Source organism: Lawsonibacter asaccharolyticus, from assembly GCF_022453915.1.
GTDB classification, from domain to species: domain Bacteria; phylum Bacillota; class Clostridia; order Oscillospirales; family Oscillospiraceae; genus Lawsonibacter; species Lawsonibacter asaccharolyticus.
Genome location: NZ_CP091870.1, coordinates 2,273,818 through 2,289,748, shown reverse-complemented (window position 1 = coordinate 2,289,748; position 15,931 = coordinate 2,273,818). Strand labels below are relative to the sequence as shown.

Sequence of the window (15,931 nt, the reverse complement as noted above, 5' to 3'; positions counted from 1 at the left end):
CATGCGAGTGATCTCCGGCTCCGCACGGGGCAGAAGACTGAAAGAGCTCCAGGGGATGGACACCCGGCCCACCACCGACAAGGTGAAAGAGTCCCTGTTCAACATCATCCAGTTCGAGATCGAGGGGCGGAGCGTCCTGGACCTGTTCGGCGGCACCGGACAGCTGGGGATCGAGGCTCTGTCCCGGGGGGCGGAGCGATGCACCTTTGTGGACGCCCGGCGGGAGGCTGCTGCCCTCATCCGGGAGAACCTGAAGGCCACCGGACTGGAGAAGGCGGGCCGAGTGGTGCAGGGGGATGCGATCTCCTTCCTCAGCGGGTGCCGGGAGCGGTTTGGTGTCATATTCCTGGACCCGCCCTATCAGACCCAGCTGCTGGAGCAGACTCTGGAGCTGGTGTCGAAGATTGACATTCTTTCGGAACATGGTATAATGATTTGCGAAAGTCCCGCGGAGAGGGAGCTTCCCCCGCTGGCACCTCCCTATGAAAAGGGGAGGGAATACCGGTACGGCAGGATCAAACTGACAGTTTACCGCCGTCAGGGGAGTGACCCGAGATCATGAAGACCGCTATCTATCCCGGCAGCTTTGACCCTGTCACCCTGGGGCATCTGAACATCATCAAGCGGGCCGCTCAGTGCTTTGACCGGGTGATCGTCTGTGTGATGGTGAATTCCAAGAAGCACGGGCTGTTTACCCCGGAGGAGCGGGTGGAGCTGCTGGAACGGTGTACTGCCCGCTTTCCCAACGTGGAAGTTGACTTCTCCGACGAGCTGCTGGCCGCCTATGCCAAGCGCAGGAAGGCTCATGTGGTGGTGAAGGGCCTGCGGGCGGTATCCGACTTTGAGCAGGAGGTCCAGATGGCGGTCATCAACCGCAAGCTGAACCCCAGGCTGGAGACCATGTTCCTGGCCTCCAGCGATAAGTACACCTACCTCAGCTCCACCGTGGTGAAGGAGATGGCCCGGTATGGAGCAGACCTGGGGGAGTTCGTCCCCCGGGAGATCGTGGACGACGTAGACCGGAAAATGCGCCAGGCGCAGGAAAAGGAGAATGACTGATGGCAAGCGGTGTGGAAGAGCTGCTGGACATGCTCTTTGAAATGGTGGATGAGGCCAAGAATATGCCCCTTTCCAGCGACAAGTGCGTGCTGGAGCGGGACCGCGCCCTGGATCTGATCGATGACATCCGGGCCCAGTTCCCTGTGGAGCTGGGAGAGGCTAAGAAGCTGGTGGCCTCCCGGAACGACTATATCGCCGCGGCTAAGCGGGAGGCGGAGGTGATCCGCAAGCAGGCGGAGGCGGAGGCGCAGCGCATGCTGGCAGAGGAGTCCGTGCTGAACCAGGCCAAGCAGCGCTCTGCTGAATTGATGCGCCAGGCGGAGGAGCGCAGCCGGGAGTTGAAGCGCTCCGCCAACGAGTACTGCGAGGACGCCCTGCGCCGCACCGAGGAGGCGGTGGCGGAGGCCTATGACGAGATCAAGAAGTCCCGGGCCCGCTTCCGGGCGGCGGCCAGCGCCACCGCCGCGGGGAGCCCGTCGGGAGGGCGGGCTGCCTATGACGCGGCGGCCGAAGAGGACTGAATCACAGAGAACAGCGGGGGCCGCACGGATGTGCGGCCCCCGCTTTGTGCCACGGTGGGTGGGCCTCCCGGGAAAATGAAGGGGGGATGGGGCAGGCCTTCATTTTTTACAAAAAATTTTCTTGACATTTGGAGAAGAGAGGTTTACAATAACAACAATCAGCCGGCGGGAGGCGCTGGACGCTCCGGCAGTATGGAGAAAAAAGCGTCGGAATGGACAAAAAGGGGAAAGTTGTCCTGCCTGTTGAGAGACACAGCTGCCAAAGAAACGGGCGGCGGAGAAAGAGGTGAGCACAGATGAGATCTCAGCGTTATGTGACCCAGGGAGAGAGGTGGGACTGCAAGCGGTGCGTGCAGACTGTGCATAGGAGCCAACATGATCTGGGGTGACCCCCAAAAATCTTGTTTTTCCAGTTCAGCCTGATTTTCTCCGCCATCGTTTGCAGTAGTGCAGCGGTGGCGTTTTTGTTGCCTGAAATGATAAAATGACGTTCCCATGGAAAGGAGAGATCGACATGACGATGCTTCGTGAGAAGAAGAACAGTATCTGGAATCAGATGCGTCAGGATAAAGACATCGACGACATGATCTTTGAGAGTGAGCCTGCTGCCCGCAAGGAAGCTGTGGTATGCAGTGAGCGCTGACGGATCTTCGGATGACTGGACCGGGAGCCTGTACCCAGCCGCGGCAGAGCTGCGGGTCGGGGAGACAGGCTCCCGGTCTCTGCGTTTCAGGCAGGGCCGTGCCTGAGGAGAGGCCGGGCGGCCCCGGTGCGCCGATGACCGGGGAGCAGCGGAGGGGCAGGCCCCGTTCCTGCGTGGAGAAGGAGAGTGGCGTGTACCATAGGGGCCGATGCCTGCCCGATCAGGGCCGGTTGCTGAATCTTGCTCCATAACTGGATAAAGTGGGCCAATTTGCACAGAAAGACTTGCACCCGGGCAAAAAATATACTAAAATAACCATAAGATTCAGGCCGGAGGGGGAAACCGGCCCTTTCTGCCGTCCAGAAGGGACGCCGGAAAAGTCTTTGCCCCTGTTTATGTTTCATAGAATCCAGCTTTGAAAAAGCATCACGGAGGTCAGATGAACATGAGAAAGATCAACTTTACAGAGACAGTGCTGCGTGACGCGAACCAGTCGCTGATCGCCACCCGCCTCCCCTATGACAAATTCGAGTCCATTCTGGAGACCATGGACAAGGCTGGCTACTACTCCGCTGAGGTGTGGGGCGGCGCTACCTTTGACGTGTGCCTGCGTTATCTCCAGGAGGACCCCTGGGAGCGGCTGCGGAAGATCCGGGCCAAGATGCCCAATACCAAGCTCCAGATGCTGCTGCGAGGCCAGAACATCTTGGGCTATAAGCACTATCCCGATGACGTGGTGCGTAAATTCGTGGAGTACTCCGTCAAGAACGGCATCGACATCATCCGTATCTTCGACGCTCTGAACGATGTGCGCAACCTGGAGGTAGCCATCGACGAGACCGTCAAGCAGGGGGCCCACGCCTCCGGTACCATCTGCTTCACCACCAGCCCGGTCCACACCCTGGAAAAGAACGTAGCCATGGTGAAGGATCTCCAGAAAATGGGCGTAAAGTCCATCGCCATTAAAGACATGGCGGGCATCATGGGGCCCAAGGACGCCTATGACCTGGTCTCCGCCATCAAGGACGCGGTCCCTGAACTGCCGGTGGTGGTCCACACCCACTGCACCACCGGCCTGGCTTTCATGACCTATCTGAAGGCGGTGGAGGCGGGTGCCGATGTGATCGACACCGCCATCTCCCCCTTCTCCGGCGGCACTGCCCAGCCTGCCACCGAGACTCTGGCTTACGCCCTGCGCCAGCTTGGCTACCAGGTGGACCTGGACGACAAGGTCCTCGTCAAGATGGCCGACTTCTTCAAGGGCGTCCGGGCCGACTTCCTGGCCGACGGGACTCTCGACCCCATCTCCATGGCCACCGATACCCAGTGCCTGAATTACCAGATCCCCGGCGGCATGCTGTCCAATCTGATCTCCCAGCTCAAAATGATGAACGCCATCGATAAGCTGGACGAGGCCTTGGCCGAGACCCCCAAGGTCCGTGCCGACCTGGGCTATCCGCCCCTGGTCACCCCCACCAGCCAGATGGTGGGATCCCAGGCTGTGCAGAATGTACTGGCCGGCGAGCGCTACAAGGTGGTGGGCAAAGAGATCAAGGCCTACTGCCGGGGTGAGTACGGCCGTACCCCTGCCCCCATCGATGCCAAGATTCAGAAGAAGATTTTGGGCAACACCCCTGTGGTGAAAGGCCGTTTCGCCGACTCCCTGGAGCCCGAGTTTGAAAAGACCAAGAAGGAACTGGGCGACAAGGCCAAGAGTGACGAGGATGTCCTGTCCTATATCGCGTTCCCCCAGGTGGCCATGGCCTTCTTTGAGGACCGTGCCACAGGGTTCAAGAAGAAAAAGGAGGCTGCCCCTGTGAAACCTGCTGCGCCCGCCGCCCCTGCTGCGGCTCCCGCTCCCCGCGCGCCCTTTGCCGGCCCCGTCTACTATGCCGCGGTGCCCGTGCCCCAGACCCCCGGCTATGTGAGCCGTGCCATCCAGCCCTTTGCCGCGTCCTACCAGCCCTCTTATCTGAAGATGGGAGACCGGGAGGACTGCACCGGAAACTTCACCATCACCATCGATGGCAAGCCCTATCAGGTGTCGGTGGCCAAGGCTGATACCCCCACCGCCGCTCCTGTGGCCGCCGCCCCCGTGGCTGCCGCCGCTCCTGCGGCCGCCGCTCCCGTGGCAGCGCCCACCCCGGCACCGGCCGCTGCTCCTGCCCCTGCCCCTGCTCCCACCGCTGTTGCCGCCGGCGAGACGCCGGTAAACAGTCCCATGCCCGGCAATATTTTTAAGGTGGAGTGCAAGCCCGGCCAGGCAGTGAAGGCGGGCGATGTACTGGTGGTGCTGGAGGCCATGAAGATGGAGATCGAGGTCTCTGCCCCGGTGGACGGCACCGTCAAGTCTGTATCCGCCACAGTGGGCACCGCCGTCAATACCGATGACCTGCTGGTAGTCCTGGGCTGACAACAGAAATTCAGAGGATAAGCAACGACTCCCCGCCAGCCAGTTCCGGCTGGCGGGGAGCCTTTCTGACCGCCCGGGCAGGGGGAAGAGAAGCACTGCGGCCCTCTCACACACTTTTAAGGAAGTCTTAATGGAAATCACCTTGAAAAGGCAGAGGGAACATGGTAAACTGAATCATCTGAACAGGCCGGATGGAAGAGGAGGAGTGACCGCATGAAAGGGATCGTATTGGCCGCAGGGAAAGGCACCCGTCTGTATCCCATGACCAAGCCGGTTTGCAAGCCGCTGCTTCCCGTGTACGACAAGCCCCTGATCTACTACCCCATCGCGATTCTGATGCAGGCTGGGATCTCAGAGATTCTGGTGATCGTTCCCCCTAACGAGACCGCCACCTTCACCGCTCTGCTGGGGGACGGGAGCCAGTACGGTCTGAAGATCTCTTATGCGGAGCAGCCGGTGCCCCGGGGGATCGCGGACGCCCTGCTCATTGGGCAGGAGTTCGTGGGGGACGACCGGGTCTGTCTGGTGCTGGGGGACAACATTTTCTACGCCCCCACCTTGGGAGCCACCCTGAAAAAGGCTGCGGCCAGTCCCGCGGCCGCCACAGTGTTCGGCTACTACGTGGAGGACCCCCGCCCCTTTGGCGTGGTGGAGTTCGACAAGAATGGAAAGGCCATTTCCATTGAAGAGAAGCCCCGCTACCCCAAGTCCAACTATATCGTGCCCGGTCTCTACTTCTATGATCAGCAGGTGATGGAGATCGCCCGAGCCCTGAAGCCCTCCGCCCGGGGAGAGCTGGAGATCACCGATGTGAATCTGGAGTATCTCAGCCGAGGACAGCTCCAGGTGATACCGCTGGAAAAAAATTTTACCTGGCTGGACGCCGGCACGGCGGACAGTCTGCTGGCGGCGGCCCAGACAATCAAGGAGATCCAGGACACCACCGGCCGCTATGTAGGCTGCCTGGAGGAGCTGGGTTTCTATGAGGGCTGGATCTCGGAGGAGCAGGTCCACGCCATCGGGGACGAGCTGGAGATGACCCTCTACGGCAAGTATCTGAAGTGCCTGTGAACGCCTCTATCGGGCCCCGGCGGGAGATGTCCCGCCGGGGCTTTCCTGCGTGCCTCCCTGGGCCAGACAGGTGCGGCGCAGCTCCTCCACCTCTCCGGACGTGAGGGAGGCGCCATCCAGCGTCAGCAGGGCGGCGAGGAGCTCCTGAGGTGGATACCCAGATGTACCCGCTCCGTATGTGAAGGCATCCACTGCCCGCTTGTTCTCTGTGAGATCCATGTCTACCCCTCCTTCCTTTTCCAAATGGCGGGGCTGCGCTTCAAGTGTCCCCACATAAAATGATAGGGGATTTTGTCGAAACATACAATACCAACAAAGTGGATTTTGGAGTATCATAGTGACCGGAGAGGGCGGGTGGCTGTCCTGATCCGCCTGTCTCCCCATTAGAAGGAGAGGCGGAGGTGAGGAATTAAGACTTTGATATTGCCATTTGTCTGATTTTATGGCAAAATGAAATCCTGCAAAGCGGTTTTTGCAGAATGACGGGAGCAGACGGAAAGGAGGCTGGTTTCATGAGGCGGCTGCGGCGGAGAATGACCGCTGTGCTCACAGCGCTTCTCCTGTTGACCCTGCTGATTCCCTGGGGTCTGGCGGAGCCGGCCCCTGGGCCCCACCAGACCACGGTGCTCTTTACCCATGATCTCCACTCCCACTTCCTGCCCTTGGAGAGGGCGGACGGCGGGGAGTCCGGAGGCTATGCCCGGCTGGCCTCCGCACTGGAGCAGCAGCGGGCCCTCCACCCGGATGCTCTTACCCTGGACGGGGGAGACTTCTCCATCGGCTCTCTGGTCCAGACCCTCTACACCACCCGGGCGGCGGAGCTGCGGACCATGGGCGCTCTGGGTTATGACGCCACGACTGCGGGCAACCATGAGTTTGACCACACTGGCCTGGGCTTTGCCCAGATGCTCACGGCGGCCTACACCAGCGGAGATCCGCTTCCGGCCCTGCTCATGGCCAACTACGCCCCATCGGCCGGTGGTCCTGACCAGCTGGACATCCAGCGGGCCATGTCGGCCTACGGCGTGACCGACACGCTACTGCTGGAGCGGGGCGGGGTCACCTACGGCATTTTCGGCCTGATGGGCACCGACTCGGACGACTGCGCCCCCACTTCGGGCTTCACGCTGGAGGACCCGGTGCAGGCGGCCCAGCGCTGCGTGGACAGCCTGGAGGAGCAGGGTGCGCAGTTTATCATCGCGCTGTCCCACAGCGGGACCGACGAGCGGGAGCGGAAGTCGGAGGACCAGCAGCTGGCCAGGGAGGTGGAGGGGATCGACCTGATCCTCTCTGGCCATACCCACACCACCCTCACCCAGCCCATTGTGGAGGGGGATACCTATATCGTCTCCGCCGGGCCCTACTGCGAGAATCTGGGGAGCATCACTCTGGAGTGGTCGGAGGACGGAAGCAAGACCCTGGTGGACTACCAGCTGATCCCTATCGACCAGACCCTGCCGGAGGACCAGGAGATCGCCTCCCTGGTGGAGGAGTGGAAGGCCCAGGTGGGGGTGGATTATCTGGCCCGCTACCACCTGACCTATGACCAGGTGCTGGCCCGGGCGGACTTCTCCCTGACGCGGCCGGAGTCGGGCGTCCAGCAGGGAAATCCCCTGGGGGAGCTGGTGGCGGACGCCTTCCTCTGGGCGGCGCGGGAGCTGGCAGCGGAGGACCCAGGGGTGCCCACGGTGGCAGTCACTGCCGACGGCGTGCTGCGGGCCGATCTGCCTGCGGGGGATATCACCGTCTCCCAGGCCTTTGATGTGCTCTCCATGGGAGTGGGGGAGGATGGGACCTCTGGTTTTCCACTGGTGACCTGCTACCTCACCGGGAAGGAGCTGCGGGCGGCGGCAGAGGTGGACGCCTCGGTGACCCCTATCATGCCGGCGGCCCAGCTGTACATGTCGGGGATGGTGTACACCTTCAACCCCCACCGGATGTTTTTCAACCGGGTGACCTCCTGCTGGCTGGAGGAGCCCTCCTTCGCCACCGGCCTGTTGGAGCGTGAGATGTCCCGGATCGAGGACGACCAGCTCTACCGGGTGGTGACCGGGATGTACTCCGCCCAGATGCTGGGCACGGTGAAGGAGAAGTCCCTGGGGCTGCTGTCTCTGGAGCCCAAGGACGAGAACGGAGTGCCCATCACCGATTTTGCCACCCGGGTGCTCCGGGACGGGAACGGCAGCGAGATCAAGGAGTGGTATGCCCTGGCGGCCTACCTTCAGTCCTTCGGGGATGAAGGGGTGCCCGAGCGGTACGGCATGCCGAAGGGGGACGGGCGCAAGTCGGTGGACCGCAGCTGGAACCCCATCGAGCTGCTCCGCTCCCCCAACTGGATCACCCTGGTCACGCTGCTGGCGGCGGCGGCGGTCCTGGCGGCGGCGGTGCTGCTGGTCCGGGCCCTGGTCCGGCGGGTAAGGCGGCGGCGCTACGGCGGCGGCCGGAAGAGGTACCGGGGATAGGATGCCGGCGCGGGCATCCGCCCATCAGAATCAAGATCCGGGCGGCAGGGACCGCCTGTGAGGAGGAAAGAGTGTGAAAGAACAGTATCGCATCGCGGCCAAGCGGAGCCTGACCCCGGAGATCGGGCAGATCTCGGTGGAGGCGCCGCTGATCGCCGCCAAAGCCAAGGCGGGCCAGTTCATCATCCTGCGGGTGGACGAGGCGGGGGAGCGTATCCCCCTGACCATCTCCAGCGCCCAGGACGGAAAGGTCACTGTGGTCTATCAGAAGGTGGGGGGCACCACCTTGGCCCTGGACCAGCTGCAGGAGGGGGACTGCCTCCACGACTTTGTGGGCCCTCTGGGCACCCCCACCCACGTGGAGGGCTACCGCCGGGTGGCGGTGCTGGGCGGAGGCCTGGGCTGTGCCATCGCCCTGCCGGTGGCCAAGGCCATGAAGGAGGCCGGGGCCCAGGTGGACCTGATCGGCGGCTTCCGCTCCAAGGACATCGTGATCCTGGAGGAGGAGATGGGACGGGCGGCCACCGACTTGTACATATGCACGGACGACGGCAGCTACGGTTACCACGGCTTTGTCACCGGCAAGCTGGAGGAACTGATCCAGGGCGGGGCCCAGTATGACCATGTGGTGGCCATCGGCCCCCTGATGATGATGAAATTTGCCTGCAAGCTCACCGAGAAGTACCACATCCCCACCACGGTGAGCATGAACCCCATCATGATCGACGGCACCGGCATGTGCGGGTGCTGCCGGGTGACGGTGGGGGGCGAGGTGAAATTCGCCTGTGTGGACGGCCCGGACTTTGACGGGCATCAGGTGGACTTTGACGAGGTGATCGCCCGCAACGCCACCTATCGGGAATTTGAGGCGCGGCGGAAGCAGGACCACCTGTGCCGCCTGGGAGGAGGTGCCATGAATGGCTAACATGCAGCTGACCAAGACCCCCATGGCGGAGCAGGACCCCCAGGTCCGGAACCAGAACTTCCTGGAGGTGGCCCGGGGCTACACCCTCGAGGAGGCCATGAACGAGGCCAAGCGGTGCATCCACTGCAAGAACCCGGCCTGCGTGTCTGGCTGCCCGGTGGGCATCCCCATCCCGGAATTTTTGGATCAGGTGGCCCAGGGGAACATCGCTGCCGCCTATGAGATCCTGTCCAACGCCAACGCCCTGCCCGCCATCTCCGGCCGGGTGTGCCCCCAGGAAAATCAGTGCGAGGGCAAGTGTGTCCGGGGCATCAAGGGGGAGCCGGTGGCCATCGGGCGGGTGGAGCGGTTCGTAGCTGACTGGGCCGCCCAGCAGGGAGTGGCCAACACGGCCACCGCACCCAAGACCGGCAGAAAGGTGGCGGTCATCGGTTCCGGCCCGGCCGGCCTGACCTGCGCCGGCGAGCTGGCTCGGATGGGATACAGCGTTACGGTGTTCGAGGCGTTCCACCTGCCCGGCGGCGTACTGACCTACGGCATCCCCGAGTTCCGTCTCCCCAAGGCCATCGTGGCCCGGGAGGTGGCCAACCTGGAGAAGATGGGGGTGGAGATCCAGCTGAACATGGTCATCGGCAAGGTGCTGACCATCCCCGAGCTGTTCGACATGGGCTATGAGTCTGTGTTCATCGGCTCCGGTGCCGGGCTGCCCATGTTCATGAAGATCCCTGGTGAGTCCCTGGTGGGGGTGTACTCCGCCAACGAATACCTCACCCGCATCAACCTGATGAAGGCCTATCAGCCGGACAGCGAGACTCCCATCCTCCACAACCGCAAGGTGGCGGTGGTGGGCGGCGGCAACGTGGCCATGGACGCCGCCCGCTGCGCCAAGCGCCTGGGGGCAGAGGTCCACATCGTTTACCGCCGCTCTGACGCGGAGCTGCCTGCCCGGGCGGAGGAGGTCCACCACGCCCGGGAGGAGGGCATCATTTTCGACCTGCTCACCAACCCTGTCTCTATCCAGGGGGATGAGAAGGGGCATGTGGAGTCCATCACCTGCATCCGGATGGAGCTGGGAGAGCCGGACGCCTCCGGCCGCCGCAGCCCGGTGCCCATCCAGGGCAGTGAGTTCACCATGGAGGCGGACGCCGTCATCATGGCCCTGGGGACCAGTCCAAACCCCATGAGCTACGGCGGAACTCCCGGTCTGGAGCGCACCCGGAAGGGCTGCGTGGCCGCGGACGAGGCGGGACACACCTCGGTGGAGGGGGTCTTTGCCGGCGGCGATGCCGCCACCGGCGCCGCCACTGTCATCCTGGCCATGGGGGCCGGCAAGCACGCCGCAAAGGCCATCGACGAGTATTTGAAGAGCAAGAAATAAGACAAAGGGCTCCGCACAAGCTGCGGGGCCCTTACTGTAAAAGTCCTGTTTTTGGGGCTGCTTCTGCGGTAGGATGGAAAAAGGAGGGGAAAGACATGCTTTATCTGAGGAGGTTCTCCCTGCCGGGGCAGGGGGCAGAGGCCAGCTTCCTGGCACGTGACAGCGAGAACAAACGGACCTGTTACGGCAGCCGCTACCCCTTCGGCATCTTTCTGTCCCGAAAGGTCCCTCCTCTGACCTTTGAGCCCATCACCATCCTGTGCGGCGGGAACGGCTGCGGCAAGACCACGGTGCTCAATCTGATGGCGGAGAAGTTGAAGCTGCGTCGCGGGACTGTGTTCAACCGGAGCTCCTTTTTTCAGCCCTATCTGGATCTCTGCGAGGCGGAGACGGCAGGGGCCTTCGGGGCGGCGGAGCTTGAGAACAGCCGGATCATCACCAGTGACGATGTGTTCGACGGCCTGCTGGATCTCCGATATATGAATGAGAACGTCGAGCACAGGAGAAAGGAACTGCTGGAGGAATATGCGGATGCCCGGTACGCCCGTTTTCAGATGCGCTCTCTGGAGGACTATGACCGCTTGCGCCAGGTGGTGGAGGCCCAGCGCAAGACCGGCTCCCACTATGTGCGGGACCGGGTGATGAAGGATATCCCGGGCCGTTCCAACGGGGAGAGCGCATTCCTTTACTTCACCAGGGAGATCCAGGAGGGCGGGCTCTACCTGCTGGACGAGCCGGAAAACAGTCTGTCTGCCCGGCTCCAGCTGGAGCTGGCCCGCTTTCTGGAGGACTCCGCCCGCTTTTACCGCTGTCAATTCGTCATCTCCACCCATTCCCCCTTCCTGCTGGCCCTGCGGGGGGCGAAGATCTATGACCTGGACCAGGACCCGGTGGAGCCCTGCCGCTGGACCCAGGTGCCCAGTGTCCGCACCTTTTACGAGTTCTTCCGCAGCCGCCGGGAGGAATTTGAGGATGAGAACGGCGCCCCGGACTGACCGGGGCGCCGTTTCATTTGTGGAGAAAGCCATACTGGGGGGAGCTCCGCCGCTTTTTCACGCGTTTTTATGCCTGCTCCGGATGTTTCTCCAGCCAGGAGACAGCATAGGTGCAGGTGGCGGCGGGGGTGCCGCCGTTTTTACGGATCTGCTCCAGGGCGGCCCGGACCAGCTTATCCGCCATCCCCTGCCCCCGGAGGGAGGGGTCCACAAAGGTGTGGTCGATGGTATAGATCCCGGGCTGAGTGCAGGGGAATGTGATCTCAGCCACCAGACGGCCCCCGCCGTCCAGCCCGTAGACCCGGGTAGGCTCAAATTGCAGCTCCATGTTTATCACCTCGTGCCCAGTGTAGCACACAGGTGGAGAAAAAGCCAGAAAAATCCTGCTCTGAGGAAAAGAGCCCCCAGAGCGGGGGCATCAGCTCTTGGGCTTGGACTTGAAGAGCAGCGCCACCAGGAAGCCGAAGAAGATGGCGGCGGTGATGCCGCCCGCCGCTGCGGTGACACCCCCGGTGAGGGCCCCCAGGAAGCCCTGCTCCTCCACTGCCTTGCGCACCCCCTTGGCCAGCAGATAGCCGAAACCGGTGAGGGGGACGGTGGCTCCGCTCCCGGCCCAGTCCACCAGCTTCTGGTAGACGCCCGCGCCGCCCAGGACCACGCCGGTGACCACATAGAGGACCAGGATCTTGGCCGGGGTGAGAGGCGTCTTGTCGATGAGAAGCTGTCCGATCAGGCACAGGATGCCGCCGCAGAGAAACGCGTTGAAATATTCCATATCAGTGACCTCTTTTCTTGGACATGACGGGGATCATTTGACAGCGGAGATGGCGATGGCGTGGCAGATACCGGGCACCGACTCTCCCTGAAAGGCGGAGGTGGGGGAGTGGAGGGCGCCGGTGGGGCAGAAAAGGATATTTTTCCAGCGGCCCTCCCGCATCCCGTTGAGCAGATAGCCGGTGAGCACCGAGGCGGAGCAGCCGCAGCCCGAGCCGCCGCAGTGGACGTCCTGATTTTCCAGATCGAAGATCATCAGACCGCAGTCGTTGTGGTTGGTGGACAGGTCCACCCCGTCCTGCCGGAACAGCTCCAGCAGCAGCTCACGCCCAAGCTTGCCCAGGTCGCCGGTGACGATCAGGTCGTAGTAGTCCGGCCCCCGGCCGGTATCCTGAAAGTGGGCGGTGAGGGTGGCATAGGCCGCCGGGGCCATGGCGGCCCCCATGTTGTTGGTGTCAGTGATCCCCTTGTCGGTGATCTTGCCCAGGGTGCAGTGGGTGACGTAGGGACCGGGCCCCTCCCGGGCCAGGATGGCGGCCCCGGCGCCGGTCACCGTCCACTGGGCGGTGGGGGTGCGCTGGCCTCCGTACTCCAGGGGGGTGCGGTACTGCCGCTCCGCCGTACAGAAGTGGGAGGAGACCACCACCGCCGCCCACTCCCCGAAGCCGCCGTCCAAGGTCATGGAGGCCAGGGCCAGACCCTCCCCCATGGTGGAGCAGGCCCCGTAGAGCCCGAAAAAGGGGATGTCCTGCCCCCGGGCGGCGAAGGAGGAGCCGATGCACTGGTTGAGCAGGTCGCCGGCAAAGAGCCAGTCCATGGTGGAGGCAGCCTGGCCGGCCTTGTCCAGCGCCAGGGCGAGGGCCTGCTTCTGCATGGCGCTCTCCGACTTCTCCCAGGTGGCCTCCCCAAAGGTGTCATCAGAGCCGATGAGGTCGAAGGAGCTGGCCAGAGGGCCCTCCCCTTCCTTCTTGCCCACTACATTGGCGTGTCCGGCCAGGGTGGGCGGGTTGGCAAGGGCCACCGTTTGACGGCCCAGTTTTTTTGTTGTCATGGCGTCAAGGACCTCCGTGCTGTTGAAAATCAGAGGTAGCTTGCCCCGAGAATGAAAAAATATGAAAAAAGGCGCATGTCCCGTCCGACAAAATATGGCGGACGGGACATGCGCAGCAGCTGGTGGAAAAACTTTTTTAGAGGGTGACCTCTCCGGCCAGGTTGGAGTCGAAGATATCGCGGACCTGCGCCGGGTCCTCGGTCTGGCCCAGGGCCCACATGAGCTTGGTCACCGCGGCTTCCGTGGTCATGTCGCGGCCGGGGATTACCCCGCACTCCAGCAGGCGCTGGCCTACCTCGTAGATGGACAGGTCGCTGGACTCATAGAGGCACTGGCTGCACGCCACCACCGACACCCCGTGGGCAGTGAGCTCGCCCAGCCGGTCCAGCAGGTTCCGGCGGAGAAAGTGCATCCCGCCGGCGCCGAAGGTCTCCAGGACGATGCCCCGGTAGTGCATGTCCATCAGCATGGAGAAGACCGCCGGGTTGGTGCCGGGGATCAGCTTGAGCAGAAAGACGTCGGGGCACAGCCGATCCAGCAGCCGGGTGGGGCGGCTGGGGTCGCCGGGGCGGATGGCGCTCTCGTTGCGGTGGATGCCGTTGGCGAAAACTTCCCCCAGATAGGGGGCGTTGACGCTCTCGAAAGCCTCAAAGCCCATGGTGCGCACCTTCACTGCCCGGCAGCCCCGGATCAGCTTGTGGTCAAAGGCAATGGAGACGCCGGGGATGCGGCAGTCCACGGCGGAAAAGGCGGTATAGAGGTTGTTGCGGGCGTCGGTGAGCAGGTTGTCGATGGGCATCTGGGAGCCGGTGAGGACTACGGGTTTGGTGAGATTCTGGAGCATGTAGCTCAGCACCGAGGCGGTGTAAGCCATGGTATCAGTGCCGTGGGTGATGACGATGCCGTCATAGGCGTCCAGATTTTCCATCACCGCCCGGGCGATGGTCTGCCACTCCTCAGCCTGGATGTTGGAGCTGTCCAGGTTGAGGATGTCCCGGGCGTCGATGTGGTAGTGGGCGCGCAGGTCCGACATATATTCCAGCAGGCCCCGGGCAGAGATCTGGGGCTCCAGTCCCTGGTCGCCCCGGCGGGAGGCGATGGTGCCCCCGGTGGTGAGAAGCAGGACTCGGGTCATGGAAAACCTCCTTGCAGAAGAGATGGAAGGGTCAGGGGAGGGGGCGTAAGAACCGGACGAGGACCTCCGCCAGCGCTTCGGGGGCGTCTGTGTTCACCTCGTGCCCCGCACCGGGGATGAGGGCCAGCTCCCCCTGGGGCACCAGCCGGCAGAGCTGCCGGGCGGCTTTCTGGTTGGCATGGTCCCCCGTGCCGCAGACCGCCAGGACAGGACAGCGGAGCCGGGCCAGGCAGCCTCGGAAGTCCAGGGCCATCATGGAGCGGGACAGGCGCATCGTATCCGCCTTGCTCAGCCCGCTGGCGGAAAACATGGACCCGGGCATCAGGCGGAACATGGCGTTTTGGAGCCGGAGCAGGCCCTTGGGCATGACGAACTGGGTGCCGATCAGGACCAGGGCCCCAACCCGGTCCGAATGCTCGATCCCGTATTGCAGAGCCAGGACCCCGCCCAGGGACAGACCGCACAGGGTGAGGGGGGCGGGAAGGGCGCCGCAGTACCGTGAGAAGGCCTGATAGAGATTTTCATAACAGACCTCCTTTCCCCGAATCAGACCGAAGAGATCGGGACAGAGGCCGCCTGGCTCCTGCCCCAGCACGCGGAGCACCGACTCCCAGCTGGCCGGGGTTTGGCCCAAGCCATGGAGATAGACAACAGACATGGGATCGCCTCCTGGCCCTCCCGGACCGGTAGAGGAGCGGCCGGAAGAGAGTAAGATCGGACCGGACAGGGCCCGTTTTTTCCATCATACGATATTTTTCACCCGCCATCAAGGGAGAATTCCGATTTTGTTCGGGGCTGGGGCACGGAAGAGAGCTGACTCGATCCGAGGCGCCCTTCTGGCCACAGCGATATTAAGCGGGGGACCTGAAAGCCTTTTTACTTTATCTGAAACGATAAAAGATAATTATTTTATGTTTATCATTAAAAAATAATTGACAAAAATATGTTGAGTGATATACTGTGTGTTAAGAAATGAAAGGAGCCTTTATTTATGAAAGAAAAAGCGTTGAAAAGATATGCTCATTTTATCTCCATACTTCTTAACATCGTCTGCATTGTTTTCGGCGTATTAAGTGTATCGTTATTTGCAGGGATCGTGGTTATCGTTTGTGCCCGGCTTTTTTTGCCGGAAATGTTCCGCCAGGCGTGGGAAACTGCTGTTAAAGCAGGGCAAACTCTTAGCTTTGGACAATGCGCATTCTTTTTCATTTGCTGTCTTGGAATGCTCATCTGTATCTTTTTAGCCCTGTATAACGCCAAAAGATTGTTTGGATGTATCGGCAAAGGAAATTCTCCTTTTACAGCTGAAACAGCCAGTCAGATACGGAAAATAGCATTGTATGTCCTGGTGTTTGCTGTTTTTTCTGCATTCTCTGTCTTTAAAATGGCATTTTCACAATTCTTCATGAGTGGTTTGTTTGCCCTCATTCTGTTTTGTATCTCCCTTATTTTTGACTATGGATGTGAGTTGCAGCAAGAGGTGGATGAAACGCTGTAAAGGAGA

Annotated in this window: 17 protein-coding genes; 11 read left to right on the top strand and 6 right to left on the bottom strand. The window is 62.0% G+C overall.

The features are described from left to right. Position 1 precedes the first annotated feature (1 nt). The 6 genes from rsmD to rfbA all read left to right on the top strand — a co-directional run bounded on the left by rsmD (position 2) and on the right by rfbA (position 5,707). Entirely contained in the window at positions 2–562 is a 561-nt protein-coding gene (gene rsmD, locus L9O85_RS10960) for a 16S rRNA (guanine(966)-N(2))-methyltransferase RsmD (protein ID WP_276852588.1), read from the top strand. Further along, positions 559–1,059, top strand: a complete 501-nt coding sequence (gene coaD, locus L9O85_RS10955; RefSeq protein WP_050623743.1) for a pantetheine-phosphate adenylyltransferase — start codon at positions 559–561, stop codon at positions 1,057–1,059. The genes rsmD and coaD overlap by 4 nt, the downstream gene beginning before the upstream one ends. After that, complete coding sequence (locus L9O85_RS10950) at positions 1,059–1,580, top strand: hypothetical protein (protein WP_108980748.1); 522 nt, start codon at positions 1,059–1,061, stop codon at positions 1,578–1,580. The genes coaD and L9O85_RS10950 overlap by 1 nt, the downstream gene beginning before the upstream one ends. Before the next feature lie 514 nt (positions 1,581–2,094). After that, positions 2,095–2,223, top strand: coding sequence for a hypothetical protein (locus L9O85_RS10945; RefSeq protein WP_256183476.1), 129 nt, complete (start codon positions 2,095–2,097; stop codon positions 2,221–2,223). Positions 2,224–2,668: 445 nt separating this feature from the next. After that, a complete protein-coding gene (locus L9O85_RS10940) occupies positions 2,669–4,636 on the top strand; it encodes a pyruvate carboxylase subunit B (protein ID WP_276852584.1) in 1,968 nt (655 codons plus the stop codon). Between the two features lie 213 nt (positions 4,637–4,849). Further along, entirely contained in the window at positions 4,850–5,707 is an 858-nt protein-coding gene (gene rfbA / locus L9O85_RS10935; protein WP_050623746.1) for a glucose-1-phosphate thymidylyltransferase RfbA, read from the top strand. Positions 5,708–5,713: 6 nt separating this feature from the next. On the opposite strand, the gene L9O85_RS10930 is transcribed toward rfbA, so the two are convergent. Continuing rightward, the gene (locus L9O85_RS10930; RefSeq protein ID WP_277117612.1) at positions 5,714–5,926 is read right to left on the bottom strand and encodes a hypothetical protein; all 213 of its coding nucleotides are present in this window, start codon (positions 5,924–5,926) and stop codon (positions 5,714–5,716) included. A 293-nt stretch (positions 5,927–6,219) separates the two neighbouring features. Here L9O85_RS10930 and L9O85_RS10925 point away from each other — a divergent pair, with 293 nt between their 5' ends. The 4 genes from L9O85_RS10925 (at position 6,220) to L9O85_RS10910 (ending at position 11,467) form a co-directional block, all read left to right on the top strand. Beyond that, positions 6,220–8,169: a bifunctional metallophosphatase/5'-nucleotidase gene (locus tag L9O85_RS10925; protein WP_256183475.1), complete on the top strand. Its 1,950-nt coding sequence runs from the start codon at positions 6,220–6,222 to the stop codon at positions 8,167–8,169. A 73-nt stretch (positions 8,170–8,242) separates the two neighbouring features. Further along, positions 8,243–9,094 (top strand): sulfide/dihydroorotate dehydrogenase-like FAD/NAD-binding protein, encoded by an 852-nt coding sequence (locus L9O85_RS10920; RefSeq protein ID WP_108980752.1) that lies wholly within the window; start codon positions 8,243–8,245, stop codon positions 9,092–9,094. Further along, entirely contained in the window at positions 9,087–10,472 is a 1,386-nt protein-coding gene (gene gltA, locus L9O85_RS10915) for an NADPH-dependent glutamate synthase (RefSeq protein WP_301578597.1), read from the top strand. Before L9O85_RS10920 ends, gltA begins: the two co-directional genes overlap by 8 nt. A gap of 95 nt (positions 10,473–10,567) precedes the next feature. After that, entirely contained in the window at positions 10,568–11,467 is a 900-nt protein-coding gene (locus tag L9O85_RS10910) for an AAA family ATPase (RefSeq protein ID WP_301578596.1), read from the top strand. Positions 11,468–11,534: 67 nt separating this feature from the next. On the opposite strand, the gene L9O85_RS10905 is transcribed toward L9O85_RS10910, so the two are convergent. The 5 genes from L9O85_RS10905 to L9O85_RS10885 all read right to left on the bottom strand — a co-directional run bounded on the left by L9O85_RS10905 (position 11,535) and on the right by L9O85_RS10885 (position 15,085). After that, positions 11,535–11,795: a GNAT family N-acetyltransferase gene (locus L9O85_RS10905; protein ID WP_050623751.1), complete on the bottom strand. Its 261-nt coding sequence runs from the start codon at positions 11,793–11,795 to the stop codon at positions 11,535–11,537. Between the two features lie 90 nt (positions 11,796–11,885). Continuing rightward, positions 11,886–12,242, bottom strand: coding sequence for a stage V sporulation protein AE (gene spoVAE, locus L9O85_RS10900; protein WP_050623752.1), 357 nt, complete (start codon positions 12,240–12,242; stop codon positions 11,886–11,888). A gap of 33 nt (positions 12,243–12,275) precedes the next feature. Beyond that, positions 12,276–13,292 carry a stage V sporulation protein AD gene (gene spoVAD, locus L9O85_RS10895; RefSeq protein ID WP_276852574.1) on the bottom strand — a complete coding sequence of 339 codons (1,017 nt, stop codon included), beginning with the start codon at positions 13,290–13,292 and terminating at the stop codon, positions 12,276–12,278. Positions 13,293–13,428: 136 nt separating this feature from the next. Next, a complete protein-coding gene (locus L9O85_RS10890) occupies positions 13,429–14,427 on the bottom strand; it encodes an asparaginase (RefSeq protein WP_050623754.1) in 999 nt (332 codons plus the stop codon). Between the two features lie 31 nt (positions 14,428–14,458). Continuing rightward, positions 14,459–15,085: an alpha/beta fold hydrolase gene (locus L9O85_RS10885; protein WP_301578595.1), complete on the bottom strand. Its 627-nt coding sequence runs from the start codon at positions 15,083–15,085 to the stop codon at positions 14,459–14,461. 333 nt (positions 15,086–15,418) lie between these two features. On the opposite strand from L9O85_RS10885, the gene L9O85_RS10880 reads away from it, so the two are divergent. Further along, the gene (locus L9O85_RS10880) at positions 15,419–15,925 is read left to right on the top strand and encodes a DUF2975 domain-containing protein (RefSeq protein WP_276852572.1); all 507 of its coding nucleotides are present in this window, start codon (positions 15,419–15,421) and stop codon (positions 15,923–15,925) included. Positions 15,926–15,931 lie beyond the last annotated feature (6 nt).

Bases quoted from the DNA above. Each gene is read 5' to 3' on its own strand.
- rsmD (WP_276852588.1), top strand. From the start codon at position 2: ATGCGAGTGATCTCCGGCTCCGCACGGGGCAGAAGACTGAAAGAGCTC.
- coaD (WP_050623743.1), top strand. From the start codon at position 559: ATGAAGACCGCTATCTATCCCGGCAGCTTTGACCCTGTCACCCTGGGG.
- L9O85_RS10950 (WP_108980748.1), top strand. From the start codon at position 1,059: ATGGCAAGCGGTGTGGAAGAGCTGCTGGACATGCTCTTTGAAATGGTG.
- L9O85_RS10945 (WP_256183476.1), top strand. From the start codon at position 2,095: ATGACGATGCTTCGTGAGAAGAAGAACAGTATCTGGAATCAGATGCGT.
- L9O85_RS10940 (WP_276852584.1), top strand. From the start codon at position 2,669: ATGAGAAAGATCAACTTTACAGAGACAGTGCTGCGTGACGCGAACCAG.
- rfbA (WP_050623746.1), top strand. From the start codon at position 4,850: ATGAAAGGGATCGTATTGGCCGCAGGGAAAGGCACCCGTCTGTATCCC.
- L9O85_RS10930 (WP_277117612.1), bottom strand. From the start codon at position 5,926: ATGGATCTCACAGAGAACAAGCGGGCAGTGGATGCCTTCACATACGGA.
- L9O85_RS10925 (WP_256183475.1), top strand. From the start codon at position 6,220: ATGAGGCGGCTGCGGCGGAGAATGACCGCTGTGCTCACAGCGCTTCTC.
- gltA (WP_301578597.1), top strand. From the start codon at position 9,087: ATGGCTAACATGCAGCTGACCAAGACCCCCATGGCGGAGCAGGACCCC.
- L9O85_RS10910 (WP_301578596.1), top strand. From the start codon at position 10,568: ATGCTTTATCTGAGGAGGTTCTCCCTGCCGGGGCAGGGGGCAGAGGCC.
- L9O85_RS10905 (WP_050623751.1), bottom strand. From the start codon at position 11,795: ATGGAGCTGCAATTTGAGCCTACCCGGGTCTACGGGCTGGACGGCGGG.
- spoVAE (WP_050623752.1), bottom strand. From the start codon at position 12,242: ATGGAATATTTCAACGCGTTTCTCTGCGGCGGCATCCTGTGCCTGATC.
- spoVAD (WP_276852574.1), bottom strand. From the start codon at position 13,292: ATGACAACAAAAAAACTGGGCCGTCAAACGGTGGCCCTTGCCAACCCG.
- L9O85_RS10890 (WP_050623754.1), bottom strand. From the start codon at position 14,427: ATGACCCGAGTCCTGCTTCTCACCACCGGGGGCACCATCGCCTCCCGC.
- L9O85_RS10885 (WP_301578595.1), bottom strand. From the start codon at position 15,085: ATGTCTGTTGTCTATCTCCATGGCTTGGGCCAAACCCCGGCCAGCTGG.
- L9O85_RS10880 (WP_276852572.1), top strand. From the start codon at position 15,419: ATGAAAGAAAAAGCGTTGAAAAGATATGCTCATTTTATCTCCATACTT.